A 24671-nucleotide genomic window follows, 5' to 3' on the forward strand; every position below is an offset into this window, starting at 1 on the left:
CCGACGTAGCTATTCGTTTGAAAATCAAATAATGGCCAGTTGACAACGAGTCACCGGCCACAAATAATCTCGCCCATGTTGTACGACGACGTATGACAAATAAAAACAACAAAAAAGTAAGGGAGCGCCATAGTGAGTACACGTGTCCGTTTTTCGCCCGTCAACCGTCCACACCACCGTACTTTCTTCAAATCCACCCCCGCGCTGACCCTTCTCGGTTGCAGCAGTCTGGCTGCATTGCTGCCCCTGACCGCCCAGGCCGAAGGCTTCGTCGATGATGCCAAAGCTACGCTGAACTTGCGCAACGCTTACTTCAACCGCAACTTCACCAACCCGAACAATGCCCAGGGCAAGGCCGAGGAATGGACCCAGAGTTTCATCCTCGACGCCAAGTCCGGTTTCACCCAGGGCACGGTGGGTTTCGGCGTGGACGTGCTGGGCCTGTACTCGATCAAGCTCGACGGTGGTAAAGGCACGGCCGGCACTCAGTTGCTGCCAGTGCACGATGACGGCCGCCCGGCCGATGACTTCGGTCGCCTGGGCGTCGCCCTCAAGGCCAAGGTGTCGAAGACCGAACTGAAGGTCGGCGAATGGATGCCGGTACTGCCGATCCTGCGTTCCGACGATGGGCGCTCCCTGCCGCAGACCTTCCGCGGCGGCCAGATCACCTCCACCGAAATCAGCGGCCTGAGTCTGTATGGCGGTCAGTTCCGCGGCAACAGCCCGCGCAACGACGCGAGCATGGAAGACATGTTCATGAATGGCCGTCCGGCCGCCACCTCCGACCGCTTCAACTTCGGCGGCGGCGAATACGCCTTCAACGAGAAACGCACCCAGGTCGGCGTCTGGTACGCGGAACTGTCCGACATCTATCAACAGCAATATTTCAATCTGACCCACAGCCAGCCCATGGGCGACTGGACCCTGGGCGCCAACCTTGGCTACTTCATCGGCAAGGAAAACGGCAGCGCGCTGGCCGGTGACCTGGATAACAAAACCGCCTTCGCCATGCTCTCGGCCAAATACGGTGGCAACACCTTCTACGTCGGCCTGCAGAAAGTCGGTGGCGACGATGCCTGGATGCGCGTCAACGGCACCAGCGGCGGCACCCTGGCCAACGACAGCTACAACTCCAGCTACGACAACGCCAAGGAAAAATCCTGGCAGGTGCGCCACGACTTCAACTTCGCCGCCGTCGGCGTGCCGGGCCTGACCCTGATGAACCGCTACATCAGCGGCGACAACGTGCACACCGCCACGGTGGACGATGGCAAGGAATGGGGTCGCGAAAGCGAGCTGGCCTATACCGTGCAGAGCGGCGCGCTGAAGAACCTCAACGTGAAATGGCGCAACTCGTCACTACGTCGGGACTTCAGCACCAACGAGTTCGATGAGAACCGCATCTTTATCAGCTATCCGATTTCGCTTCTCTGAGCAAAAAGGGCTGGCGTCGTGACTGTCACATCGCGGTCATGACGCTGGCGTAACGAGTGGCAAGGAGGCCGGTTTAGAGCGATTCGTCGATCGGACGTTGACAAGGTAATGCAAGGATAAGGATATTCGCTCTCGGTCGTACGATAACCTATAACAAAACTGATACCTCTCACTGTTTGCTCAGGTAACTTCATGACTACGACAACCATTCGCCATCCCTTCAATCGCCTGCTGTTGACCGGCGCCGCCGGCGGCCTGGGCAAAGTGCTGCGCGAACGCCTCAAGCCTTACGCCCGGTGCATCCGGCTGTCGGACATCGCCAGCATGACCCCGGCCATCGACGAAAGCGAAGAAGTGGTGCTGTGCGACCTGGCCGACAAGCAGGCAGTGCATCAACTGGTCGAAGGCGTCGACGCCATCCTGCATTTCGGTGGCGTATCGGTGGAGCGCCCATTCGAAGAAATCCTCGGTCCCAACATCAGCGGCGTCTTCCACATTTATGAAGCGGCCCGCAAACATGGCGTCAAGCGCGTCATCTTCGCCAGCTCCAACCATGTCATCGGTTTCTACAAGCAGAACGAGCACCTCGATGCCCTCTCGCCTCGTCGCCCGGACGGTTACTACGGCCTGTCCAAGTCCTATGGCGAAGACGTCGCCAGCTTCTACTTCGATCGCTACGGCATCGAAACCGTGAGCATCCGTATTGGCTCATCGTTCCCCGAACCACAGAACCGCCGGATGATGAGCACCTGGCTGAGCTACGACGACCTTACCCAACTGATCGAGTGCTCGCTCTACACCGCGAACGTGGGGCACACCGTGGTGTACGGCATGTCTGCCAACCGCGACGTCTGGTGGAACAACAGCCAGGCCGCGCACTTGGGCTACCAGCCCAAGGACACCTCCGAAATCTTCCGCGCCAAGGTCGAGGCACAGCCGATGCCGGCTGCCGACGATCCGGCCAGGGTCTACCAGGGCGGTGCCTTTGTCGCCGCCGGCCCGTTCGACGACTGATTCGCCTGTCTTTTCATGGGATACGAACGCCACAAAGGAATCACCATGCAAGCCGAATTGATTGTCGATGCACGCAACGCCGTCGGGGAAAGCCCGGTCTGGGTTCCTGAAGAAAACGCCCTGTACTGGGTGGACATCCCCAGCGGCGGCCTGCAGTGCTGGAACGCAGGAACCGGGCAACTGAAGGGCTGGAACGCTCCGGAGATGCTCGCCTGTATTGCCCGTCACCAGGACGGCGGATGGGTGGCCGGCATGGAGAGCGGTTTCTTCCGCCTGCACCCCAACGACGATGGCACGCTGGACAGTGAGTTGTGCGCCAGCGTCGAGCACAGCCGCGTCGACATGCGCCTCAACGATGGCCGTTGCGACCGCCAGGGTCGCTTCTGGGCCGGCAGTATGGTGCTGAACATGGGCGCGAACGCCGTCGAAGGCCGGATGTACCGTTATCAGGCCGGGCAACGCAGCCCGGTCGAGGCGCAACTGAGCGGCTTCATCGTGCCCAACGGCCTGGGCTTCAGCCCGGACGGAAGCACGATGTACCTCTCCGACTCTCATCCGTTGGTGCAGCAGATCTGGGCCTTCGACTACGACATCGACAGCGGCACCCCGTCCAACCGGCGGCTGTTCGTCGACATGATGCCCCTGGCAGGACGCCCGGACGGCGCAGCGGTAGACGCCGATGGCTGCTACTGGATCTGCGCCAACGACGCCGGCCTCATTCACCGTTTCACCCCGGATGGCCGGCTGGATCGCTCGCTGCCAGTGCCCGTGAAGAAACCGACAATGTGCGCCTTTGGCGGCAGCCGCCTGGACACCCTCTTTGTCACCTCGATCCGCCCCGGCGACGACAACGACCCACAGTCCCTGGCCGGTGGGGTGTTCGCCCTCAAGCCCGGCGTCAAGGGTCTTGCTGAACCTGTATTCGGAGGATCGAACCACTTCGCGAGCTGAACCGCAGTGCCGCTTCACTGGATGAGCCCATAAAAAAAACAACACTGGAGATTGACCATGAACCTCAAACGCACGCTTCTGATCGCAGCCCTCCCCCTGGCCTTCCTGGCCCAGGCGGCCCATGCCCTTGAACTCAAGATCGCCGACATCCATCCCAAGGGCTACCCCACCGTGATGGCCGAAGAAAACATGGGCAAGACCCTGACCAAAGAGACCAACGGCGAACTGACCTTCAAATACTTCCCGGGGGGTGTACTGGGTTCCGAGAAAGAAGTCATCGAGCAGATGCAAGTCGGCGCGATCCAGATGTCTCGTGTCAGTCTGGGCATCGTCGGTCCTGTAGTGCCCGATGTGAACGTGTTCAACATGCCATTCATTTTCCGAGACCATGCTCACATGCGCGCCGTCATCGACGGAGAAGTGGGGGACGCGATTCTGGATCGAATCACCAATTCAGAGTTCGGCCTGGTAGCCCTGGCCTGGATGGACGGCGGTACGCGCAACATCTACACCAAGAAGCCGGTGCGCACGCTGGAAGACCTCAAGGGCATGAAGATCCGCGTACAAGGCAACCCGATGTTCATCGAGATGATGAATGCCATGGGCGCCAACGGTATCGCGATGGATACCGGTGAAATCTTCAGCGCCCTGCAGACCGGTGTGATCGACGGCGCGGAAAACAACCCGCCGACCCTGCTCGAACACAACCACTACCAAAACGCCAAGTACTACAGCCTCACCGGTCACCTGATCCTGCCAGAACCGATCGTGATGTCGAAAATCACTTGGGAAAAACTGACCCCGGATCAACAGGCGATGGTCAGAAAAGCCGCCAAGGCTGCCCAGGCTGAAGAACGCGTATTGTGGGACCAGAAATCCGCCGCCAGCGAAGAAAAACTCAAGGCTGCGGGTGTCGAGTTCATCACTGTCGACAAGAAACCTTTCTACGACGCCACCGCACCCGTTCGGGCCAAGTACGGCGAGCCCTATGCCGACCTGATCAAGCGTATCGAAGCCGTCCAGTAACGCCTCCCGTTCTGTATTCATGAAAAAGGCCCGGCGCGCCTGATGTCCAAGGCGTGCCCGGTTACGGTGGAACCCGATGAAGAATTTGCTGCTGCGTATCAACGATAAGATCTATATGACGTGCATCTGGGTCGCCGGCCTTTCCGTCCTGGCGATTTCCCTGATGATTCCCTGGGGTGTGTTCGCCCGCTACGTGCTGGGTTCCGGCTCGAGCTGGCCGGAGCCCACGGCGATCCTGCTGATGATGGTATTCACCTTCATTGGCGCCGCCGCCAGTTATCGCGCCGGTGCGCACATGGCCGTGGCCATGCTCACCGACCGTATGCCACCGCACCTGAAATCCGCGGCGTCGGTTTTTTCCCAGGTGCTCATGGGCCTGATCTGCATCTTCATGACGGTCTGGGGCTTCAAGCTGTGCATGTCCACCTGGAACCAGTTCATGGCTTCACTGCCCGGCCTGCGGGTTGGCATCACGTACTTGCCGATTCCCCTGGGGGGCTTGCTGACGCTGATTTTCGTCCTGGAAAAACTCTTGCTCGGTGACCAGAGCAAACGTCGGGTCGTGCAATTCGATCTGGTTGAAGAAAGTGAAGGTGCCGCTTAATGGACGCTCTGATTCTGCTGGGCAGTTTTATCGTGTTGATCCTGATCGGCATGCCGGTCGCCTACGCCTTGGGCGCTGCCGCCCTGATCGGTGCGTGGTGGATCGATATCCCGTTCCAGGCCGTGATGATCCAGGTGGCGGGTGGGGTGAACAAGTTCTCGCTGCTGGCCATTCCGTTCTTCGTGCTGGCCGGTGCGATCATGGCCGAGGGCGGCATGTCCCGCCGCTTGGTGGCGTGTGCCGGGGTGCTGGTGGGTTTCGTGCGTGGTGGCCTGTCACTGGTCAACATCGTCGCCTCGACCTTCTTCGGCGCGATCTCCGGCTCGTCGGTAGCCGACACCGCCTCGGTGGGCTCGGTGCTGATTCCGGAAATGGAACGCAAGGGCTATCCGCGGGACTTCTCCACCGCCGTAACGGTCAGCGGTTCGGTACAAGCCCTGCTCACCCCACCAAGCCATAACTCGGTGCTCTACTCCTTGGCCGCAGGCGGCACGGTCTCGATTGCCTCGCTGTTCATGGCGGGCATCGTACCGGGCTTGTTGATGAGCGCGTGCCTGATGGTGCTGTGCCTGATCTTCGCGAAAAAACGCAGCTACCCCAAGGGCGAAGTCATCCCCATGCGCCAGGCGTTGAAAATCGTCGGCGAAGCCCTTTGGGGTCTGATGGCGATGGTGATCATCCTTGGCGGTATCCTCTCGGGTATCTTCACCGCCACCGAATCGGCGGCCATCGCAGTGCTGTGGTCATTCTTCGTGACCATGTTCATCTACCGCGACTACAAGTGGCGTGAACTGCCGAAACTGATGCACCGCACCGTGCGCACCATCTCCATCGTGATGATCCTGATCGGCTTCGCCGCCAGCTTCGGCTACATCATGACGCTGATGCAGATTCCGGCGAAGATCACCACGATGTTCCTGACCCTGTCGGACAACCGCTACGTGATCCTGATGTGCATCAACGTAATGTTGCTGCTGCTGGGCACCGTGATGGACATGGCGCCGCTGATCCTGATCCTGACCCCCATCCTGATGCCAGTGATCGTAGGCATCGGAGTCGATCCGGTGCAGTTCGGCATGATCATGCTGGTGAACCTGGGTATCGGGCTGATAACGCCGCCAGTGGGTGCGGTGCTGTTCGTCGGTTCCGCCATCGGCAAGGTCAGCATCGAAAGCACCGTCAAGGCGCTGCTGCCGTTCTACGCCGTACTGTTCCTGGTGCTGATGCTGGTGACCTACGTTCCAGCGCTGTCGCTGTGGTTGCCGCATCTGGTGTTGTAAGAATGACAAGTCCCTGGTGATCAGGGGATTCACCTGGGGCAGAGAATGTTGTGGCGAGGGGATTTATCCCCTCGCCACAACAGCGTTCGCACAAAAAACTTCTGTCACACCATTTCCAGTTCAGCAGACCGACACCACCATGACCCCACCTCTTCTGCACCTCGAAGACGAACTGACCCACCTCACCCTCGCCCCCCATCTGGGCGCCAGCCTCGTCGAGTGGACCCTGCGCAGCAACGGTGCGCCGCTGCTTCGCCCGCCGGCCCCACAGGCCGTGGAGAACGGTCTGCCCGGCAAGCTTGGCGGATTTCCGTTGATCCCCTGGTCGAACCGGATCGCCAATGGCGGTTTCGACTGCCCGGCCGGTTGGCTTGCATTGGAAGCCAACAGCCCCAACGATCCGTTTCCGATCCATGGCAGCGCCTGGCAACAACCGTGGCAGGTGATCGAACAAAGTACGCAAGACGTGCTATTGCAACTCGACAGCCAACAACCCTTCGCCTACTGCGCCAGCCTGCGGATCCGCTTGAACGGCGGCCAGTTGCAAATCGCGATGCACGTCACCCACATGGCCGAACAGGCGGCGTGGCATGGGCTCGGTCTGCATCCGTACTTCCCGCGTACCGCCGGAACACGCCTGCAAACCCGTGCCCGTGAAGTGTGGCTGTGCAATGCCACGAAGCTGCCGACCGAACGGGTGGACGTTCCGATGCAATGGGATTTCCAGCAGCCCCGCTTGCTGCCGGATACGCTGGTGGACAATGGTTTCGGTGGTTGGGACGGACAGTGCCTGATCCAGCAACCGGACCTGGGTTATGAGCTGCATTGCCAGGCCAGCGGCAGCGATTACTTTTTACTGTACTGCCCGGTGGGCCTGGACTTTTTCTGCATCGAACCGGTCAGCCATCCGGTCAATGCGCACCACCTGCCAGGACGGCCAGGGTTGCGCCTGCTGGAGCAAGGCCAATCGGTGGCGTTGGGGTTTTCAATGCAATGCAGAAGGCGATAAAACCGCTCCCCCTATGGCGAGGGGATCGCCCGCACCACCATGAACACCGCCACCCCCAGGCACACCCCGGCAAATCCCACCTGCAACGCCCGGGCCGGGACCTTGGCGGACAATCGCCGGCCCAACACCATGCCGGCAATGCTCGCTGCGATGAATGTCGCCCCGCCCCGGTCGATGCTCACCCCGGCATGAAACGCACCCACCACGCCAATCAATGAAATCAGACTGATGACCATCAGCGACGTGGCGACGATCCCGCGCATCTGCACATCGGTCAGTTGCTTGAAGGCCGGCACGATCAGGAAACCACCACCCACGCCTAGCAGACCCGACACTAGGCCGGTCACCGCGCCCAGCGCCGACAGCGTGGCGGTGCAGCGAGCGGTCCAGGCCAGGCGCCCGGTCTTGTGGTCGAGCATGCAGTTTTTCTGCCCCCAGCTGGCCGCGCCATGGTCGCTGGGCCCAGGCTGCGGACGCTCCCCGCGCAACATGCGCGCCGCTACCAGCACCATCAGCAGGCTGAACAGAATCATCAGGATTTTCTCCGGCAACTGATGGGCGACGTAGATGCCCACCGGCGAAAACACTGCACCCAACAGCGCGATCAACATCGCCGCCCGGTAACGCACCAGACCGTGGCGCAACCCGTCGATAGCCCCCACCGCCGCCGCGCTGCCCACTGCGAACAACGCCACGGGAGCCGCCTGGGTCATGCTCCATCCCAACCCCAACACCAACGCCGGCACAGCCAGGATGCCGCCGCCGGCCCCGGTCAAACCCAGCACCAGGCCCATGATCACGCCAAAAAGACTTGCCAGTAACATAGAGCTCTCTCAAGCCGCGCACACCTGTTGGCAGGTGCGATCGCATTTGCAGGACGCCTTGGCCCTCACTAAGCTGCGGACCATATGTTGTAACCCTCAAGCGTTGCAACCGGTTCTTCCCGCACAGGTTCGTTGTCATGCCCGCGCAGATTCAAAGCTTTCTCGACCCCGCCTCCAAGACCTATACCTACGTCGTCTATGAACACGATGGCGGGCAATGCGCGGTGGTCGATCCGGTGCTCGACTACGACCCGGCCTCGGGACGCAGCGGCACCGCCCAGGCCAACCGGGTGATCGCCTTCGTGCGTGAACATCGGTTGACGGTGCAATGGCTGCTGGAAACCCACGCTCATGCCGATCACCTGTCCGCCGCGCCCTACTTGCGACGGGAACTGGGGGGCAAGATCGCCATCGGCCAATCCATCGGCCAGGTCCAGGGCGTCTTCAAGACACTGTTCAACCTTGAGCCGCAATTCGCGGTTGATGGTTCCCAGTTCGATCACCTGTTCGCGCCTGACGAATCGTTTTCCATCGGCAACCTCAAAGCCACGGCGCTACACGTGCCCGGCCATACGCCAGCGGACATGGCCTACCTGATCGATGGCGACGTGATCCTGGTGGGCGATACCCTGTTCATGCCGGACGTGGGCACCGCCCGTTGCGACTTCCCCGGCGGCAACGCCCATCACCTCTATGCCTCGATCCACAAATTGCTGGCCTTCCCCGCCGGGGTGCGACTCTATGTGTGCCACGATTACCCCCCCGATCATCGTGACCCTCAATGCATGAGCACCGTGGGCGAGCAACGCCAGCACAACATCCATATTCATGACGGCATCGACGAAGCCACATTTGTCGCCATGCGCACTCAGCGAGATTCGACGCTGGGCATGCCGACGCTGTTGCTGCCGGCGATCCAGGTGAATGTACGGGCGGGGAATCTGCCGCCGGCTGAAGACAATGGTGTGATCTATCTGAAGATTCCGATCAATAAACTTTAAGAAGCTTAGAAGCTCACTCCCACAGGAATTAATGGTGGCGGGCTATCAGGTGCCCAAGGTCAACCCATTGGCCGGCAACGGCAGCGCCGTCTTGTACCGCACCTGCTTGAGCGCAAAGCTGGAGCGAATGTTCGCCACGCCCGGGACCTTGGTCAGAAAGTCCATCATGAACCGCTCCAGGGCCTGGATCGTCGGCACCAGTACGCGGATGAGGTAATCCGGGTCGCCCGCCATCAGGTAGCATTCCATCACCTCGGGCCGGTCGGAAATGGCCTCCTCGAAATGCTGCAACGCCTCCTCCACCTGCTTCTCCAGGCTGACATGGATGAACACGTTGACATGCAGGCCTAGCAGGTCGGCATCCAGCAGCGTGACCTGCTCGCGGATGACCCCCAGCTCCTCCATGGCCCGGACCCGATTGAAGCACGGCGTCGGTGAAAGGTTGACCGAACGGGCCAGGTCGGCGTTGGTGATGCGGGCATTTTCCTGGAGGCTGTTCAGAATGCCGATGTCGGTGCGATCCAATTTACGCATGAGACAGATATTCCTGATTTTTATCGTTGTGCAGATTTTTTATCTGCAAATGACCTGAACAGCAACCCAACAGAGAAAAATATTCTTCTACGTCGAGCCTATGATTGTTGTAGGACAATTTTCCTTATCCAGGAGAGCTGTCAGCTAGCGCGCCCACTACAAGAAATTCACAAGATCGAGCGTAGAAAGCCATGAACCCAGCGTATGAACCGCTACGCCTGCACGTCCCCGAACCCTCGGGCCGTCCCGGCTGCAAGACCGACTTCTCCTATCTGCATCTGAGCGATGCCGGCACGGTGCGCAAACCGTCCATCGACGTAGAACCTTCCGACACTGCCGACCTGGCTCGCAGCCTCATCCGGGTGCTCGACGACCAGGGCAATGCCCATGGACCATGGGCCGAAGACGTGCCGCTGGAGATCCTGCGCAAGGGCATGCGCGCCATGCTCAAGACGCGGATCTACGACAACCGCATGGTGGTTGCCCAGCGTCAGAAGAAAATGTCCTTTTATATGCAGAGCCTCGGCGAAGAAGCCATCGGCAGCGGCCAGGCCCTGGCGCTGAACATCGATGACATGTGTTTCCCCACCTACCGCCAGCAAAGCATCCTGATGGCCCGTGAGGTACCGCTGGTGGGCATGATCTGCCAGTTGCTGTCCAACGAGCGCGATCCGCTCAAGGGCCGGCAATTGCCGATCATGTACTCGGTCAAGGACGCGGGCTTCTTCACCATCTCCGGCAACCTCGCCACCCAATTCATCCAGGGCGTGGGCTGGGGCATGGCGTCGGCGATCAAAGGCGACACCAAGATCGCCTCGGCCTGGATCGGCGACGGCGCTACCGCCGAGTCGGACTTCCACACCGCCCTCACCTTCGCCCATGTCTACCGGGCGCCGGTGATCCTCAACGTGGTCAACAACCAGTGGGCGATTTCCACTTTCCAGGCCATCGCCGGGGGTGAAGCCACGACTTTCGCCGGACGCGGCGTCGGTTGCGGCATCGCCTCTCTGCGGGTCGACGGCAACGACTTCATGGCCGTCTATGCCGCCTCGCGCTGGGCCGCCGAACGTGCCCGGCGCAACTGCGGCCCGGCGCTGATCGAATGGGTCACCTACCGCGCCGGTCCGCACTCCACCTCCGACGATCCGTCCAAGTACCGCCCCGCCGACGACTGGAGCCACTTCCCGCTGGGCGACCCGATTGCCCGCCTCAAGCAACACATGATCCGTATCGGCCAGTGGTCGGAGGAAGAACACGCCGCCGTCACCGCCGAGCTCGAAGCCGAGGTGATCGCCGCGCAGAAGGAAGCCGAGCAGTACGGCACCCTCGCCGGCGGGCAGATTCCAAGCGCCGCGACCATGTTCGAAGACGTCTACAAAGAGATGCCGGAGCACTTGAAGCGCCAGCGTCAGCAGTTGGGGATCTGACATGAACGATCACAACAACAATATTGCGTTGGATACCGCCATGACCACTACCACCATGACCATGATCCAGGCCCTGCGCTCGGCCATGGACGTGATGCTCGAACGTGACGATAACGTCGTGGTGTTCGGCCAGGACGTGGGCTACTTCGGCGGCGTGTTCCGCTGCACCGAAGGCCTGCAGAGCAAATACGGCACCTCGCGGGTGTTCGACGCGCCGATTTCCGAAAGCGGCATCGTCGGCGTGGCGGTGGGCATGGGCGCCTATGGCTTGCGTCCGGTGGCCGAGATCCAGTTCGCCGACTACGTCTACCCGGCCTCGGACCAGATCATTTCCGAAGCGGCGCGCCTGCGTTATCGCTCGGCCGGCGAGTTCACCGCGCCGATGACCCTGCGCATGCCCTGCGGCGGCGGCATCTATGGCGGCCAGACCCACAGCCAGAGCATCGAGGCAATGTTCACCCAGGTCTGCGGCTTGCGCACCGTCATGCCATCGAACCCCTACGACGCCAAGGGCCTGCTGATCGCCTCCATCGAAAACGATGACCCGGTGATCTTCCTCGAACCCAAGCGTCTCTATAACGGCCCGTTCGATGGCCACCACGACCGCCCGGTAACCCCGTGGTCGAAACACCCATCGGCCCAGGTCCCGGACGGTTACTACACCGTGCCGCTGGATGTGGCCGCCATCACCCGCCCTGGCAAGGACGTGACCATCCTCACCTACGGCACCACGGTCTATGTGTCCCTGGCCGCCGCCGAGGAAACCGGCATCGACGCCGAGGTCATCGACCTGCGCAGCCTCTGGCCGCTGGACCTGGAAACCATCACCAAATCGGTGAAGAAAACCGGCCGCTGCGTGATCGTCCACGAAGCCACCCGCACCTGCGGCTTCGGCGCCGAGTTGGTGTCGCTGGTGCAAGAGCACTGCTTCCACCACCTGGAAGCGCCTATCGAGCGTGTCACCGGTTGGGACACTCCCTACCCGCACGCGCAGGAGTGGGCGTATTTCCCAGGGCCGTCCCGTGTGGGCGCGGCGTTGAAACGGGTCATGGAGGTCTGAATGGGCACGCACGTTATCAAGATGCCGGACATCGGCGAAGGCATCGCGGAAGTCGAATTGTCGGTGTGGCACGTCAAGGTCGGCGACATGGTGGTCGAGGACCAGGTACTGGCCGATGTCATGACCGACAAAGCCATGGTGGATATTCCGTCGCCGGTGCATGGCCGGGTCATCGCCCTGGGCGGTGAGCCGGGCGAAGTCATGGCGGTGGGCAGCGAACTGATCCGCATCGAGGTGGAGGGTGCGGGCAACCTGAAAGAGTTGGCAGCACAACCCGCTGCACCGGTCCAGGCGCCGAAGCCTGAACCCGTCTCGGCGCCCGAGCCGGTCGTCGAGAAAGCCGCCGCGCCGCGTCCGGCGCCCGCCCCGCAAGCGCCGGTAGCCCGTGCGCCGGATGAGCGTCCGCTGGCCTCCCCGGCCGTGCGCAAACACGCCCTGGACCTGGGCATCCAATTGCGTCTGGTCCAGGGCACAGGCCCCGCCGGGCGGATCCTGCACGAAGACCTGGAAGCCTTTCTGACCCAAGGCCCGTCGACCCAGGCCAAGGGCGGCTCCAGCTACGCCGAACGCCACGACGAACAGCAAATACCGGTGATCGGTATGCGTCGCAAGATCGCCCAACGCATGCAGGAAGCGACCCAGCGCGCCGCGCATTTCAGCTACGTCGAGGAAATCGATGTCACCGCCTTGGAAGAGTTGCGGGTCCATCTGAATGAAAAACACGGCGCCACCCGCGGCAAGCTGACCTTGCTGCCGTTCCTGGTGCGGGCGCTGGTCGTGGCGCTGCGGGACTTTCCGCAGATGAACGCCCGTTACGACGACGAAGCCCAGGTCATCCACCGCTCGGGGGCGGTGCATGTGGGCGTCGCCACGCAAAGCGATGTCGGCCTGATGGTACCGGTGATGCGTCACGCCGAAGCCCGCAGCCTGTGGGACAGTGCGGCGGAAATCTCGCGCTTGGCAACCGCTGCCCGCAACGGTAAGGCCAGCCGCGATGAACTGTCCGGCTCGACCATCACCCTGACCAGCCTCGGCGCACTCGGCGGCATCGTCAGCACGCCGGTGTTGAACCTGCCGGAAGTAGCCATCGTCGGGGTCAACAAGATCGTCGAACGGCCCGTGGTGATCAAAGGCCAGATCGTCGTGCGCAAGATGATGAACCTCTCCAGCTCCTTCGATCACCGGGTGGTCGATGGCATGGATGCGGCGCAATTCATCCAGGCTCTGCGCGGCCTGCTCGAACAACCCGCTACGCTGTTTGTGGAGTAAGGAATGCAACAGACTCTGAACACCACGCTGCTGATCATCGGCGGCGGCCCTGGCGGTTACGTGGCAGCGATCCGCGCCGGTCAGCTAGGCATCCCGACCATCCTGGTGGAGGGCCAGGCACTGGGCGGGACCTGCCTGAACATCGGCTGCATTCCGTCCAAGGCATTGATCCATGTGGCCGAGCAGTTCCACCAGGCGCGCCACCACAGCCAGGGTTCGGCCCTGGGCATCACGGTATCGGCGCCGAGCCTGGACATCGGCAAGAGCGTGGAATGGAAGGACGGTATCGTCGACCGCCTGACCACTGGCGTCGCCGCGTTACTCAAGAAGCACAAGGTCCAGGTCATTCATGGTTGGGCCAAGGTGGTCGACGGCAAGACCGTGGAAGTCGGTGACACCCGCATTCAATGCGAACATCTGTTGCTGGCCACCGGTTCGAAAAGCGTCGACCTGCCGATGTTGCCGATTGGCGGGCCGATCATCTCCTCCACCGAAGCCCTCGCCCCCACCTCGGTGCCCAAGCATCTGGTAGTGGTCGGCGGCGGCTACATCGGCCTGGAATTGGGCATTGCCTATCGCAAGCTTGGCGCAGAGGTCAGCGTGGTCGAAGCCCAGGAACGGATCCTGCCGGCCTATGACGGCGAACTGACCCAACCGGTGCATGAGGCGCTCAAGCAACTGGGCGTGAAGCTCTACCTCAAGCACAGCGTCGAGGGTTTCGATGCCCAGGCCAGCACCTTGCAAGTGCGCACTCCGAATGGCGACACGCTCAACCTGGACACTGACCGGGTGCTGGTGGCGGTCGGGCGCAAGCCCAACACCCAAGGCTGGGGCCTCGAAGCGTTGAACCTGACGATGAACGGTTCGGCCGTGAAAATCGACAACCGCTGCCAGACCAGCATGCGCAACGTCTGGGCCATCGGCGACCTGAGCGGCGAGCCGATGCTTGCCCACCGGGCCATGGCCCAGGGTGAGATGGTCGCCGAACTGATCGCCGGCCAGCATCGCGAATTCAACCCGGCGGCCATTGCGGCGGTGTGCTTCACCGATCCGGAACTGGTAGTCGTCGGCAAGACGCCGGACGAAGCCAAGGCGGTCGGTCTGGACTGCATCGTGTCCAGTTTCCCGTTCGCGGCCAATGGCCGGGCGATGACCCTGGAGTCGAAAAGCGGTTTCGTGCGGGTCGTGGCGCGTCGTGACAATCACTTGATCGTGGGTTGGCAGGCAGTTGGCGTGGGTGTCTCGGAGTTGTCCACGGCGTTCGGCCAGTCCCTGGAAATGGGCGCGCGGCTGGAAGACATCGCCGGCACCATTCACGCCCACCCGACGTTGGGTGAGGCGGTGCAGGAAGCGGCGTTGCGTGCGCTGGGGCATGCGTTGCATGTGTGACAGTTGTGGGTGAATAACTTGTGGGAGCAAGGCTTGCCCGCGATGCAGGCGATGCGATCCTTCATAAACCGAGTCGCCTGTATCGCGGGCAAGCCTTGCTCCCACAATCCCTCACAACGACCGCAGGGCTATTTTCAGCTGCAGGAGCCATGTAACAGGCTGCGAAACACCCCTGGAATGAAGTATTGTTGTCCCCATCCAAAAAACGTCAGAAGCCTTGAACCGTTTCGACGGTTGTTAAGAAATAGAGGGTGTCATGGGTAACGAGAGCATCAATTGGGACAAACTGGGCTTTGACTACATCAAGACCGACAAACGCTACCTGTCGCACTGGCGCGATGGCGCCTGGGACGCCGGCACCCTGAGCGATGACAATGTGCTGCACATCAGCGAAGGCTCCACGGCGCTGCACTACGGCCAGCAATGTTTCGAAGGCCTGAAGGCCTATCGTTGCAAGGACGGCTCGATCAACCTGTTCCGCCCGGACCAGAACGCCGCCCGCATGCAGCGCAGCTGCGCCCGCCTGCTGATGCCGCAGGTCGAGACCGAGCAGTTCGTCGAAGCCTGCAAACAAGTGGTCCGCGCCAACGAGCGCTTCATTCCGCCTTATGGCACCGGCGGCGCGCTGTACCTGCGCCCATTCGTGATCGGCGTGGGTGACAACATCGGCGTGCGCACCGCCCCCGAGTTCATCTTCTCGATCTTCTGCATCCCGGTCGGCGCGTACTTCAAGGGCGGCCTGACCCCGCACAACTTCCTGATTTCCAGCTTCGACCGTGCGGCCCCGCAAGGCACCGGCGCAGCCAAGGTCGGTGGCAACTACGCCGCCAGCCTGATGCCGGGCTCCCAGGCCAAGAAAGCGAGCTTCGCCGACTGCATCTACCTCGACCCGCTGACCCATTCGAAAATCGAAGAAGTCGGCTCGGCGAACTTCTTTGGCATCACCCACGACAACAAATTCGTCACCCCCAACTCCCCTTCGGTCCTGCCGGGCATCACCCGCCTGTCGCTGATCGAGCTGGCGAAATCGCGCCTGGGCCTGGAAGTGGTCGAAGGCGACGTGTTCATCGACAAGCTGTCGGACTTCAAGGAAGCCGGCGCCTGCGGTACCGCCGCGGTGATCACGCCGATCGGCGGGATCAGCTACAAGGACAAGCTGCACGTCTTCCACAGCGAAACCGAAGTCGGCCCGATCACCCAGAAGCTCTACAAGGAACTGACGGGTGTGCAGACCGGCGACATCGAAGCGCCAGCGGGTTGGATCGTCAAGGTCTGATTCGGCTGTAGGCAGAGCTTGCTCTGCGATACGGGCGCCTCGGTCCCTGGTGAACCGAGGTGCACACATCGCGAGCAGGCTCGCTCCCACAAGGTTCTCGGTTGCTTCCGAATCTTGAGTTCACCGAAGATCCACTGTGGGAGCGAGCCGGCTCGCGATGGCGCCCGTAGGCTCCACCTCATTCTCGGCACTGACCCCGAACCGCCGCACTATCTCCTTGTGTCCAAGAGCCGTCACCGCCAACGCCCGGCTATCCAGGTCCTGAACCACCCACTTGCGCTTGATCGCCACCTGCAACAATGCCGCCCCCAACGCGCCTCCAAGATGCGGACGACGCATGCTCCAGTCCAGGCATGGACAGGCGAACCGGCGTCGCTGAGCGGCAAGAGTCTGGACATCGATGCCCAACCCCGCGAACAACACCTCGCCCAACTCGCTCAAGCGATAGCCCCGCCCTTCCACATCCTCTAGCAATCCGGCTTCGATCATACGGTCATGCAACCGCACCGCCAGCGTCCCAGCCATGTGGTCGTAGCAGGTACGGGCAAATTGCAGGCGATCCGGAGTACGTGGCGTAAAGGTCGGCGCGGCACTCTGGCCGATGACCATCAGCGCCTCGAGGGCCTGGGCCACGCGCTTGTCCGCCAGGCTGTAATAGCGATGACGGCCCTGGACATGCAGGCGCACCAGGGCCAGTTCCTTGAGCTTTGCCAGATGAGCGCTGGCGGTGGAGGCGCTGACGTCGGCGATGCTCGCCAGCTCGGTGCTGGTGCGCGCATGACCGTCCATCAACGAACAGAGCATGCGGGTGCGCGCCGGTTCGGCAATCGCCGCCGCCACCTGGGACACGCCAAGATCATGCTGCTCTGCACTCATATTTCGCTCCCGGACGAATCAAGCCATGACGCCGCAAGGGATATTAGCAGCACTTTCCCGATCATGAACAAGGCAGCGCTCCATGGACCCGATCACCGCCGCGACCCACTTTGATCCCTATCCTTACTATGCGAGCCTTCGAGCGGCTGGCGGAATGACCTTCGACGCGCACTTGAAGCTATGGATTGCCAGCAGCGCCGAAGCGGTGTGCGCCGTGCTCCGTCATGCCGACTGTCATGTGCGCCCACCCCACGAACCCGTGCCGCAAGCCATTGCCGAAGGTCCCGCCGGCCGGGTCTTCGGGCTGCTGATGCGCATGAACGAAGGCGAACGCCAGCGTTGCCCGAGGTCGGCGATTGCGCCGGGTTTGCAAGATGTCCCTCAACAACAGATCGAGGCCCTGGTCAGGGCCCGCTTTTTCAAGGACGGCGCCGAAGGCCTGCACCACGCTCAATTCATCGGACCGGCTGCCGTTGTGGCAGCCCTGCTGGGTTTCAGCCCGGCGGACAGCCGCCTGGTCAGCCAGCTGACAGGGGATTTCGTCGCCTGCCTGTCCCCCCTGAGCAATGCCACACAACTGCAGGCGGCGCACCGCGCCACCGAACAACTCGAGGCCCTGTTTCGCGAGCGGATCGAGACAAACGATCACGCCAGCCCCTTGCTCACCGGCATCTGCCAACGCTTCGAGGGCGCCAACCCGGACAACCTGATCGCCAACCTGGTTGGACTGCTTTCGCAGACTCATGACGCCACGGCGGGTCTGATCGGCAACGCGCTGCTGGCATTGCGGCACGACCCGGCACTGCTGCTCAGGCTCAAGGAAGATCCGACGCGCATCGGCCCGTTGCTGGCGGAAATCCAGCGCTTCGATCCTGGCGTGCAGAACACCCGCCGCTTCGTTGTCGCCCCCAGCGAGATCCTCGGCGTTTCGCTGGAACCCGGGGATGCCATCCTGGTATTGCTCGCCTCGGCCAACCGCGATCCGGCTCTCAACCCGCATCCGGACCTCTTGCTGATGGATCGCCCGAACCGTCGCAGCTTCACCTTCGGCGCAGGGCGCCACGAGTGTCCAGGACAGGCCCTGGCACTGGGTATCGGCCGTATCACGCTGGCGACACTCCTCGAGCGAGAGCCGCCGCTGGAGCGACTGGACTGGCGCTACCGCCCTTCGGTCAACGGTCGTATCCCGGTGTTCAGCAACCGACCCTGAAAGGCCCTGCCAAACAGGTTCAATCGTCGCGGGTCAGGACTTCCAGCAACTCGATTTCAAAGACCAGATTACTGTTGGGCTTGATATGCGCGCCCACAGAGCGCTCACCGTAGGCCAGGTGGGCCGGCACCAGCAGCTTGCGCTTGCCGCCGACCTGCATGTCCATCAGGCCGAGGTCCCAACCTTTGATGACACGACCGGTGCCGATCACGCATTGAAAGGGCTTGCCACGACTATAGGACGAATCGAATTCGGTGCCGTCTTCGAGCGTACCGCGATATTGGGTGGTGATCAGCGCGCCTTTGACTACGCTTTTACCGTCGCCCTGCTCCAGGTCGATAATCTGCAGTTCTTCGTTCATGGGTCATATCCGTGATTTCAAGGCGCGGTTTTTCGCAGAAATCGGTGCGCCTGGCAAACTTTTGTGGCAAGCGGTCTTCCAGTGGGAGGGAACCGCAATGGCCGCCTCGGTTCACATGGGTATCGACCCTGCATTTCAGATAAGGATGTTCTGATGATCGACTCTCGCCCACTCCACGGCTTCATTCCACCTTACATTCTCAATCGCATCATCGCCCACGGCTCCGAACAACAACGTTCCAGTGCCCTGGGCACACTGACCCACGTGCGCAACCTGCGACACAATCCTGGCCCACCCAACCATCCGCCCGCCGCAGCCGCCCTGCCCAAGCCTGGCAAGGCCGGCCGCCCACAGCGCAGCGTGCACGACGCCCAGAACACCATGGATCTGCCCGGCCAACCGGTGCGCCTCGAAGGTCAGCCGGCCAGCGGCGACCCGGCCGTCGACGAAGCCTACGACGCCCTGGGCGCCACTTACGATTTTTTCTGGAACATCCTGGGCCGTGACTCCATCGACAACAAGGGTTTCGCCCTGGTAGGCAGCGTGCATTATGGCCAAGGCTACGAGAACGCCTTCTGGAATGGCGCGCAAATGGTGTTCGGCGACGGCGATGGGGAAATTTTCCAGCGCTTCACCCGTTCCCTGGACGTGGTGGCCCACGAGCTTGCCCATGGCGTCACCGAAAGCGAAGCGGGTTTGATTTATGCCAACCAGTCCGGCGCGTTGAACGAGTCCATCTCCGATGTGTTCGGCGTTCTGGTCAAGCAGTTCGTCCTGGAGCAGACCGCCGACCAGGCAGACTGGTTGATCGGCGCCGACCTGCTCACCGACAAGATCAACGGCGACGGCCTGCGCAGCATGTCCAACCCGGGCACGGCCTACGACGACCCACTGTTGGGCAAGGACCCGCAACCGGCGCATATGCGCCAGTTCGTCATTACCCGCGAAGACAACGGCGGCGTGCACATCAACTCAGGCATTCCCAACCGCGCCTTTTATCTGGTCGCCACCGCGCTGGGCGGATTTGCCTGGGAAAAAGCCGGCCGGATCTGGTATGACACCTTATGCGATAGAAATCTGACCAACGACGCCACCTTCAGCGCCTTCGCCCACTTGACCGTCGAGCACGCCCGTCGGCGCTTTGGCGAACGAGAGGTTCGAGCGGTGCAGGACGGCTGGGCTCAAGTCGGCGTCAACCTGACCGAGGAGAGTTGATGAAGCACCTTCCAGACCTCGACGATAACGCCGTGGTACGCCTGTCCCGCCAGGGCGGCGTGGCGGCTATCCATGCCCTGACCCGGCCCCGGGAAATCGAGTTCGCCCAATGCGATATCGACCAGCGCACGCGCATCTGCTCGGTGCTGGAGGGCTGCGTGCCGCTGGCCTCGGCAGAATCGGGTCGTGGCGACCAGCGTTTTTTCCGTATCGAAGTACGCTATCGCGCCAATGACCAGGACGACGAAATGGTGCTGCAAGTGCCCGAGGACCGGGCACCTGGCGAGCTGGTTCATCTGTGGGACAAAGGTGAAGTGATCTGAGAGCCTGGGCTTTGTACGAGACGTCGCCCAGGCACTTTCCGTACAAAGCCTAACGCGTAGCTGGCACGATCTTGACGATGGCACCCGACACGGTTTCGATCAGCAGGTATTTGTCGTCGATTTGTACCCATTGCTGGTCGCTTGTCGGCTGCTCGAGTTGCTTCTGCTTCCAGTCCTTCACGGCCCTGTCGGCGCGCTGGTAGTCCGCTGGTACGCGGTCGTTCTCCACCAGCCTGCGGCCATTGCTCGGCGAGTGCTCCAAGGCATCGCCGGTCTTCTCGACTGCGTGCGTCGCAGGCCCAAGGACGGCGAGACCGGCGATCAGAAGCAGACTGGCGGTCAGGGTTGGTTTACGCATAGAAAAAACTCCAGTTTTCGAGGGACTGAAGCTGGGACTTCGCGGGCGGCGAATCATTCCGTTGACTGTGGCCGTGACGAGGGAAGCTTGCTCCCTCGCCACGGGATATAGTGAAACCCCCTTGGACGACGGCCCCCACCATGACAACCCCGACCACTGCCTCCCCTGCCCTCAAGGAAATCTTCAACACCGCACGCCTGGAACACATCGCCAGCGAAATGAGCGCGGTGTACCCGGCATTCGACGCCAAGGCCTTCCTGCGCATGGCCAACGACGGGCTGGCCGAGTTGTCGGTGATGCAACGCATGGCCCGGGTCAGCGAGTGCCTGCATGCCGTGCTGCCTCTGAGCTATGAAGCCTCGCTGGACGTGCTGCGCGATCTGGCCCCGCGACTGAACAGCATGTTCGTCAGCATGTTCCTGCCTCACTACGTTGCCTGCCATGGCCGGCACGCCTTCGACCTGTCCCTGGACGCGCTCAAGTATTTCACCCGGTTCGGTTCTTCGGAATTCGCGGTGCGGCACTTCCTGCGCGACGATCTGGAACGCAGCCTCAAGGTCATGCACACCTGGGCGCTGGATCCCGACGAGCACGTACGACGCCTGGCCAGCGAAGGCAGCCGTCCGCGGCTGCCGTGGTCGTTTCACCTGGAGCCGATCCAGGCCAACCCCGAACTCACCGCCACAATCCTGGAGACCCTAAAGGCCGACAGCAGCCTCTATGTGCGCAAGTCTGTGGCCAATCACCTCAACGATGTGACCAAGCAGCATCCCGACTGGGTGCTGGACCGGATCGAAGGCTGGCCGCTGCAAGACCGCCATACCGCCTGGATTGCCCGGCACGCGCTGCGCAGCCTGATCAAGCAGGGCGATCCCAGGGCGTTGGCCGTCATCGGGGTAGGCGGCAAGGCCCAGGTCCGGATTTCGGAATTGAAGGTGACACCTGCGGTGATTCGCCTCGGAGAGCAGATCACGCTGTCCTTCAAGGTGCAGTCCACCCTGGAAGAACCCCAGCGCCTGGTGGTCGACTATGCCATCGATTATGTGAAAGCCTCGGGCGGCACCTCGGCCAAGGTGTTCAAGCTAAAGACCTTCGATCTGCCGGCCCACGGCTGCATCGCCCTGAGTCGCTCCCAATCCATCCGCGAGCTGACCACTCGCCGGCACTACGCGGGCCGGCACGCGGTGCACCTGCTGGTCAATGGCGAGCGACTGGGGAGCACGGCGTTCGACATCCTTGCCTGACGCCCAATCAGACCGCCACCATCCGTGGCGCCTGGCGGATATTCTGCAGGAAACGCTCCGCCGGCAACGGATGCCCCAGCAGGTAGCCCTGTAAAGAATCGCAGCCCAGCTCGGTCAGGAAGCTCTGTTGCACATCCGTCTCCACACCTTCGGCGACAATGCGCAGACCAAGGGCCTGGCCGAGGGCGACAATGGCCGAGACGATGGCGGCGTCGTCGCTGTCATGCTCCAGGTCACGCACGAAACCACGATCGATCTTCAGTTCGTTGGCCGGTAGCCGCTTGAGGTACATCAGGCTCGAATAGCCGGTGCCGAAGTCGTCGATGGACAAGTCCACGCCCATGTCCGACAGCTGTTGCAGCACCGTCATGCTCGCATCCGCGTCGCTCATGGCCGTGGTTTCAGTGATTTCCAGGGTCAGGCTGTTGGCCGGCAGACAATGCGTCTCCAGCGCCTTGGCCACGCTTTGCACCAGGCCCGCGTGGCAGAACTGCAAGGCCGACAGGTTCACCGCGATGCGCCAGTCGGTATAGCCGAGCACGTACCATTCGCGCATCTGGCGGCAGGCCTCGTTCAGTACCCATTCACCGATGGCGATGATCAGGCCGGTCTTTTCCGCCAGGTCGATGAAAGTGTCGGGCATCAACAGGCCCTGGGTCGGATGGTTCCAGCGCAACAACGCCTCTGCGCCCACCGGACGGCCGTTGGCGGCGTCGAACTTGGGCTGGTAATGCAGGCTGAATTGCCGCTGTTCAACAGCGATACGCAAATCCTGGAGCAATTGCAGTTGCTTGCGAGCATTGCTGTTCATGGAGGCATCGAAGAAGCTGTAGCCGTTCTTGCCGGAACCCTTGGCGTGATACATCGCTGCATCGGCATTCATCAGCAACTCTTCGGCGTTCTGGCCATTTCCGGGGTACAGCGCGATGCCGACGCTGGCGGAGATCTGCAGGTCATGTTCGGCGACCCGGAACGTACGACCAATCAACCCGACCTGGCGTGCCGCCAGCCGCAAGGCGTCGTCGGGCTCGGCCAGTTGCACCAGCAGCACGAACTCATCGCCGCCAATCCGCGCCAGCGTGTCCTGGCTGCGCAGGTCTTCGCGCAGGCGCAGGGCCACGTCCCGCAACAACAAGTCACCCATGTGATGACCAAAGGCGTCGTTGACCGGTTTGAAGCCGTCCAGGTCGATGAACATCAAGGCGAAGCAGCCTCCCTGCTCCCGCACCCGGTGCATGGCCTGACCGATGCGGTCGGCCAGCAGTACACGGTTGGGCAACCCGGTGAGCGGGTCATGCAGGGCCAGTTGGGTCAGCTCACGGTTGGCCAGGGTCAACGATTGAGCCAGCTCTGCGGTACGGGCTTCCAGGCGTGCATCGAGAATCGACGTCAGCAGGGCAATGGCCAGCACCGCCAGGGTGGTGATCAACACGATGTTGTCCAACCCCTTGCCGCTGAGCCCATCCAGGGCGCCGCAAAAACTGCCTTCGCGAAACTGGGCCCCGGCCATGCCGGTGTAATGCATGCCAACAATGGCGCCCCCCATGATCACCGCTGCGCCGGCCCGGGCCAGTCGCACATGTGGGGTGTTCTGGCGCAGGCGAAAGGCTATCCACAAGGCCGCCGCAGAGGCTCCCACCGCGATCAGCAGCGAAGCACTGAACAGCGTCGGGTCATAGTCGATGCCCGGTTGCATCTGCAACGCCGCCATGCCGGTGTAATGCATGGCGCTGATGCCGGCGCCCATGATCAGTGCCCCAAACGCCAACTGCCACGCAGGCAACCGGGGCTGGCTGACCAGCCACAGGGCGAAACCGCAGGAAAGGACGGCGATGAGCAGCGACAGCGCGGTGATCGATACGTCGTAGCCCAGCTCCACCGGCAAGGTAAACGCCAACATGCCGATGAAGTGCATGGACCATACGCCCACCCCCATCGCCAGCGAGCCACCGGCCATCCATAAATACGCCGCGCGCCCGTGGGTGGTGGCGATACGTCCGGCCAAATCCAGCGCGGTGTAGGACGCCAGCACTGCAACCAACAGGGAAATCAAAACAAGGGCGGGGGAATAGCTGCCGATGAGCATGGAGTTTTCTCGTAACTGGAAAGCCGAACTGCCTCCATGCCCGGTTTAGGTAAGCGATTGTACACAACCGTATCGTGCGCGCACGAACCGAATATCAAAAAGCCATTATTTACGACGAAATACATGGGGCTTTCCACAAGGCTCCACCGATAAGGCAACATCAGGACCGGCATGCAGACGCCTTCATAAAAAACAGCTTCCTTGCAATGCGGGTTGGCTAAGCTGGGAAAAGCCACTTCAGGAGAAGCCATTCATGTCCCTTCCAGACACCAGGGCCACGACCACCGCGCTGCTGGTGATCGATGTTCAGAACGATTTCATCCCCGGCGGCCAACTGGCCGTTCCGGGGGGCGACGAGATTGTGCCGTTGATCAACCGCCTGGGCCGCTCCTTCGCACAGGTCGTCCTCGCACAGGACTGGCATCCGGCCGGACACGCCTCGTTTGCCTCCAGTCATCCCGGCAAACAGCCTTTCGACCTCATAGAGTTGCCGTACGGCGAGCAGAAGCTCTGGCCCGACCACTGCATACAAGGCACCCAGGGCGCCGCGCTGCACCCTGCACTGGACCTGCCCCACGCGCAACTGATCATTCGCAAGGGTTGCAATCCGGCCATCGACAGCTACTCGGCCTTCATGGAAGCCGACCGTCGAACCCCCACCGGGTTGGCGGGCTACCTCAAGGAGCGCGGCATCGATACCGTCTACCTGGTAGGCCTGGCGCTGGATTTCTGCGTCATGTTCTCGGCCCTGGATGCCCGGGCCGCCGGGTTCAACGCGTTCGTGGTGGTCGACGCCTGCCGTGGCATTGATATCGACGGTTCGATGACTACGGCGATCCGGCGCATGCAGGAAGCTAACGTGGCATTGATCCAATCCAGCGCCCTGGCGGGCTAGCGCCC

25 protein-coding genes are annotated in these 24671 nt (G+C 61.9%); 18 read left to right on the forward strand and 7 right to left on the reverse strand.

The genetic code is table 11. From position 1 onward, the window contains the following. The first annotated feature begins 204 nt into the window (after window positions 1–204). The 7 genes from AD666_RS23075 (at window position 205) to AD666_RS23105 (ending at window position 7318) form a co-directional block, all read left to right on the forward strand. Window positions 205–1434 (forward strand): OprD family porin, encoded by a 1230-nt coding sequence (locus AD666_RS23075; protein WP_256222839.1) that lies wholly within the window; start codon window positions 205–207, stop codon window positions 1432–1434. Between the two features lie 192 nt (window positions 1435–1626). Further along, window positions 1627–2448 (forward strand): NAD(P)-dependent oxidoreductase, encoded by an 822-nt coding sequence (locus AD666_RS23080; protein WP_053157342.1) that lies wholly within the window; start codon window positions 1627–1629, stop codon window positions 2446–2448. Between the two features lie 45 nt (window positions 2449–2493). Further along, window positions 2494–3399, forward strand: a complete 906-nt coding sequence (locus AD666_RS23085; protein WP_053157345.1) for an SMP-30/gluconolactonase/LRE family protein — start codon at window positions 2494–2496, stop codon at window positions 3397–3399. 57 nt (window positions 3400–3456) lie between these two features. Continuing rightward, window positions 3457–4425: a TRAP transporter substrate-binding protein gene (locus AD666_RS23090; RefSeq protein ID WP_053157348.1), complete on the forward strand. Its 969-nt coding sequence runs from the start codon at window positions 3457–3459 to the stop codon at window positions 4423–4425. 76 nt (window positions 4426–4501) lie between these two features. Next, window positions 4502–5029: a TRAP transporter small permease gene (locus tag AD666_RS23095; RefSeq protein WP_053157351.1), complete on the forward strand. Its 528-nt coding sequence runs from the start codon at window positions 4502–4504 to the stop codon at window positions 5027–5029. Next, the gene (locus AD666_RS23100) at window positions 5029–6309 is read left to right on the forward strand and encodes a TRAP transporter large permease (protein WP_053157354.1); all 1281 of its coding nucleotides are present in this window, start codon (window positions 5029–5031) and stop codon (window positions 6307–6309) included. Before AD666_RS23095 ends, AD666_RS23100 begins: the two co-directional genes overlap by 1 nt. Window positions 6310–6448: 139 nt before the next feature. Beyond that, the gene (locus AD666_RS23105) at window positions 6449–7318 is read left to right on the forward strand and encodes an aldose 1-epimerase (RefSeq protein ID WP_053157357.1); all 870 of its coding nucleotides are present in this window, start codon (window positions 6449–6451) and stop codon (window positions 7316–7318) included. 11 nt (window positions 7319–7329) lie between these two features. On the opposite strand, the gene AD666_RS23110 is transcribed toward AD666_RS23105, so the two are convergent. Beyond that, on the reverse strand, window positions 7330–8142 hold the full coding sequence (locus AD666_RS23110) for a sulfite exporter TauE/SafE family protein (RefSeq protein WP_053157360.1): 813 nt from the start codon (window positions 8140–8142) through the stop codon (window positions 7330–7332). Between the two features lie 137 nt (window positions 8143–8279). On the opposite strand from AD666_RS23110, the gene AD666_RS23115 reads away from it, so the two are divergent. Beyond that, window positions 8280–9143, forward strand: coding sequence for an MBL fold metallo-hydrolase (locus AD666_RS23115; RefSeq protein ID WP_053157363.1), 864 nt, complete (start codon window positions 8280–8282; stop codon window positions 9141–9143). A gap of 45 nt (window positions 9144–9188) precedes the next feature. On the opposite strand, the gene bkdR is transcribed toward AD666_RS23115, so the two are convergent. Beyond that, on the reverse strand, window positions 9189–9677 hold the full coding sequence (gene bkdR / locus AD666_RS23120; protein WP_053157366.1) for a Bkd operon transcriptional regulator BkdR: 489 nt from the start codon (window positions 9675–9677) through the stop codon (window positions 9189–9191). A gap of 191 nt (window positions 9678–9868) precedes the next feature. Between bkdR and AD666_RS23125 the strand changes: the two genes are divergently transcribed. From AD666_RS23125 to AD666_RS23145, 5 genes are all read left to right on the forward strand, one after another. Next, entirely contained in the window at window positions 9869–11104 is a 1236-nt protein-coding gene (locus AD666_RS23125) for a 3-methyl-2-oxobutanoate dehydrogenase (2-methylpropanoyl-transferring) subunit alpha (protein ID WP_053157370.1), read from the forward strand. Window position 11105: 1 nt separating this feature from the next. Continuing rightward, complete coding sequence (locus tag AD666_RS23130; protein ID WP_053157373.1) at window positions 11106–12164, forward strand: alpha-ketoacid dehydrogenase subunit beta; 1059 nt, start codon at window positions 11106–11108, stop codon at window positions 12162–12164. Further along, on the forward strand, window positions 12165–13433 hold the full coding sequence (locus tag AD666_RS23135) for a dihydrolipoamide acetyltransferase family protein (RefSeq protein WP_053157376.1): 1269 nt from the start codon (window positions 12165–12167) through the stop codon (window positions 13431–13433). 3 nt (window positions 13434–13436) lie between these two features. Next, on the forward strand, window positions 13437–14822 hold the full coding sequence (gene lpdA / locus AD666_RS23140) for a dihydrolipoyl dehydrogenase (RefSeq protein WP_053157379.1): 1386 nt from the start codon (window positions 13437–13439) through the stop codon (window positions 14820–14822). 256 nt (window positions 14823–15078) lie between these two features. Continuing rightward, on the forward strand, window positions 15079–16098 hold the full coding sequence (locus AD666_RS23145) for a branched-chain amino acid aminotransferase (RefSeq protein WP_053157382.1): 1020 nt from the start codon (window positions 15079–15081) through the stop codon (window positions 16096–16098). A 120-nt stretch (window positions 16099–16218) separates the two neighbouring features. Here AD666_RS23145 and AD666_RS23150 read toward each other — a convergent pair whose 3' ends face one another. Next, window positions 16219–16974 (reverse strand): helix-turn-helix transcriptional regulator, encoded by a 756-nt coding sequence (locus AD666_RS23150; protein WP_053157385.1) that lies wholly within the window; start codon window positions 16972–16974, stop codon window positions 16219–16221. An 82-nt stretch (window positions 16975–17056) separates the two neighbouring features. Between AD666_RS23150 and AD666_RS23155 the strand changes: the two genes are divergently transcribed. Then, the gene (locus tag AD666_RS23155) at window positions 17057–18184 is read left to right on the forward strand and encodes a cytochrome P450 (RefSeq protein ID WP_053157388.1); all 1128 of its coding nucleotides are present in this window, start codon (window positions 17057–17059) and stop codon (window positions 18182–18184) included. A gap of 19 nt (window positions 18185–18203) precedes the next feature. Here AD666_RS23155 and AD666_RS23160 read toward each other — a convergent pair whose 3' ends face one another. Beyond that, entirely contained in the window at window positions 18204–18545 is a 342-nt protein-coding gene (locus AD666_RS23160) for an FKBP-type peptidyl-prolyl cis-trans isomerase (RefSeq protein ID WP_053157391.1), read from the reverse strand. Window positions 18546–18698: 153 nt separating this feature from the next. Here AD666_RS23160 and AD666_RS23165 point away from each other — a divergent pair, with 153 nt between their 5' ends. After that, entirely contained in the window at window positions 18699–19760 is a 1062-nt protein-coding gene (locus tag AD666_RS23165) for a M4 family metallopeptidase (RefSeq protein ID WP_053157394.1), read from the forward strand. Beyond that, a complete protein-coding gene (locus tag AD666_RS23170) occupies window positions 19760–20083 on the forward strand; it encodes a protealysin inhibitor emfourin (RefSeq protein ID WP_053157396.1) in 324 nt (107 codons plus the stop codon). Before AD666_RS23165 ends, AD666_RS23170 begins: the two co-directional genes overlap by 1 nt. 49 nt (window positions 20084–20132) lie before the next feature. Here AD666_RS23170 and AD666_RS23175 read toward each other — a convergent pair whose 3' ends face one another. After that, window positions 20133–20441, reverse strand: coding sequence for an RcnB family protein (locus AD666_RS23175; RefSeq protein ID WP_053157401.1), 309 nt, complete (start codon window positions 20439–20441; stop codon window positions 20133–20135). A 140-nt stretch (window positions 20442–20581) separates the two neighbouring features. On the opposite strand from AD666_RS23175, the gene AD666_RS23180 reads away from it, so the two are divergent. Beyond that, complete coding sequence (locus AD666_RS23180) at window positions 20582–21685, forward strand: DNA alkylation repair protein (protein ID WP_053157403.1); 1104 nt, start codon at window positions 20582–20584, stop codon at window positions 21683–21685. A 7-nt stretch (window positions 21686–21692) separates the two neighbouring features. On the opposite strand, the gene AD666_RS23185 is transcribed toward AD666_RS23180, so the two are convergent. Together AD666_RS23185 and AD666_RS26660 are read right to left on the reverse strand one after the other, a co-directional pair. Further along, window positions 21693–23771, reverse strand: a complete 2079-nt coding sequence (locus tag AD666_RS23185; protein ID WP_053157406.1) for a bifunctional diguanylate cyclase/phosphodiesterase — start codon at window positions 23769–23771, stop codon at window positions 21693–21695. Continuing rightward, a complete protein-coding gene (locus AD666_RS26660; protein WP_172679663.1) occupies window positions 23735–24022 on the reverse strand; it encodes a hypothetical protein in 288 nt (95 codons plus the stop codon). The genes AD666_RS23185 and AD666_RS26660 overlap by 37 nt, the downstream gene beginning before the upstream one ends. A 2-nt stretch (window positions 24023–24024) precedes the next feature. Here AD666_RS26660 and pncA point away from each other — a divergent pair, with 2 nt between their 5' ends. After that, window positions 24025–24666, forward strand: a complete 642-nt coding sequence (gene pncA, locus AD666_RS23190; RefSeq protein WP_053157410.1) for a bifunctional nicotinamidase/pyrazinamidase — start codon at window positions 24025–24027, stop codon at window positions 24664–24666. Window positions 24667–24671: the final 5 nt, after the last annotated feature.

It is taken from the genome of Pseudomonas sp. Pf153, from assembly GCF_001269775.1.
Lineage (GTDB): Bacteria > Pseudomonadota > Gammaproteobacteria > Pseudomonadales > Pseudomonadaceae > Aquipseudomonas > Aquipseudomonas uvaldensis.

Bases quoted from the DNA above. Each gene is read 5' to 3' on its own strand.
- AD666_RS23090 (WP_053157348.1), top strand. From the start codon at position 3,457: ATGAACCTCAAACGCACGCTTCTGATCGCAGCCCTCCCCCTGGCCTTC.
- AD666_RS23145 (WP_053157382.1), top strand. From the start codon at position 15,079: ATGGGTAACGAGAGCATCAATTGGGACAAACTGGGCTTTGACTACATC.
- AD666_RS23080 (WP_053157342.1), top strand. From the start codon at position 1,627: ATGACTACGACAACCATTCGCCATCCCTTCAATCGCCTGCTGTTGACC.
- AD666_RS23125 (WP_053157370.1), top strand. From the start codon at position 9,869: ATGAACCCAGCGTATGAACCGCTACGCCTGCACGTCCCCGAACCCTCG.
- AD666_RS23175 (WP_053157401.1), bottom strand. From the start codon at position 20,441: ATGCGTAAACCAACCCTGACCGCCAGTCTGCTTCTGATCGCCGGTCTC.
- AD666_RS23085 (WP_053157345.1), top strand. From the start codon at position 2,494: ATGCAAGCCGAATTGATTGTCGATGCACGCAACGCCGTCGGGGAAAGC.
- AD666_RS23115 (WP_053157363.1), top strand. From the start codon at position 8,280: ATGCCCGCGCAGATTCAAAGCTTTCTCGACCCCGCCTCCAAGACCTAT.
- AD666_RS23100 (WP_053157354.1), top strand. From the start codon at position 5,029: ATGGACGCTCTGATTCTGCTGGGCAGTTTTATCGTGTTGATCCTGATC.
- AD666_RS23185 (WP_053157406.1), bottom strand. From the start codon at position 23,771: ATGCTCATCGGCAGCTATTCCCCCGCCCTTGTTTTGATTTCCCTGTTG.
- AD666_RS23150 (WP_053157385.1), bottom strand. From the start codon at position 16,974: ATGAGTGCAGAGCAGCATGATCTTGGCGTGTCCCAGGTGGCGGCGGCG.
- AD666_RS26660 (WP_172679663.1), bottom strand. From the start codon at position 24,022: ATGGCTTCTCCTGAAGTGGCTTTTCCCAGCTTAGCCAACCCGCATTGC.
- AD666_RS23105 (WP_053157357.1), top strand. From the start codon at position 6,449: ATGACCCCACCTCTTCTGCACCTCGAAGACGAACTGACCCACCTCACC.
- AD666_RS23095 (WP_053157351.1), top strand. From the start codon at position 4,502: ATGAAGAATTTGCTGCTGCGTATCAACGATAAGATCTATATGACGTGC.
- lpdA (WP_053157379.1), top strand. From the start codon at position 13,437: ATGCAACAGACTCTGAACACCACGCTGCTGATCATCGGCGGCGGCCCT.
- AD666_RS23170 (WP_053157396.1), top strand. From the start codon at position 19,760: ATGAAGCACCTTCCAGACCTCGACGATAACGCCGTGGTACGCCTGTCC.
- AD666_RS23165 (WP_053157394.1), top strand. From the start codon at position 18,699: ATGATCGACTCTCGCCCACTCCACGGCTTCATTCCACCTTACATTCTC.
- AD666_RS23180 (WP_053157403.1), top strand. From the start codon at position 20,582: ATGACAACCCCGACCACTGCCTCCCCTGCCCTCAAGGAAATCTTCAAC.
- AD666_RS23135 (WP_053157376.1), top strand. From the start codon at position 12,165: ATGGGCACGCACGTTATCAAGATGCCGGACATCGGCGAAGGCATCGCG.
- pncA (WP_053157410.1), top strand. From the start codon at position 24,025: ATGTCCCTTCCAGACACCAGGGCCACGACCACCGCGCTGCTGGTGATC.
- AD666_RS23155 (WP_053157388.1), top strand. From the start codon at position 17,057: ATGGACCCGATCACCGCCGCGACCCACTTTGATCCCTATCCTTACTAT.
- AD666_RS23160 (WP_053157391.1), bottom strand. From the start codon at position 18,545: ATGAACGAAGAACTGCAGATTATCGACCTGGAGCAGGGCGACGGTAAA.
- bkdR (WP_053157366.1), bottom strand. From the start codon at position 9,677: ATGCGTAAATTGGATCGCACCGACATCGGCATTCTGAACAGCCTCCAG.
- AD666_RS23110 (WP_053157360.1), bottom strand. From the start codon at position 8,142: ATGTTACTGGCAAGTCTTTTTGGCGTGATCATGGGCCTGGTGCTGGGT.
- AD666_RS23130 (WP_053157373.1), top strand. From the start codon at position 11,106: ATGAACGATCACAACAACAATATTGCGTTGGATACCGCCATGACCACT.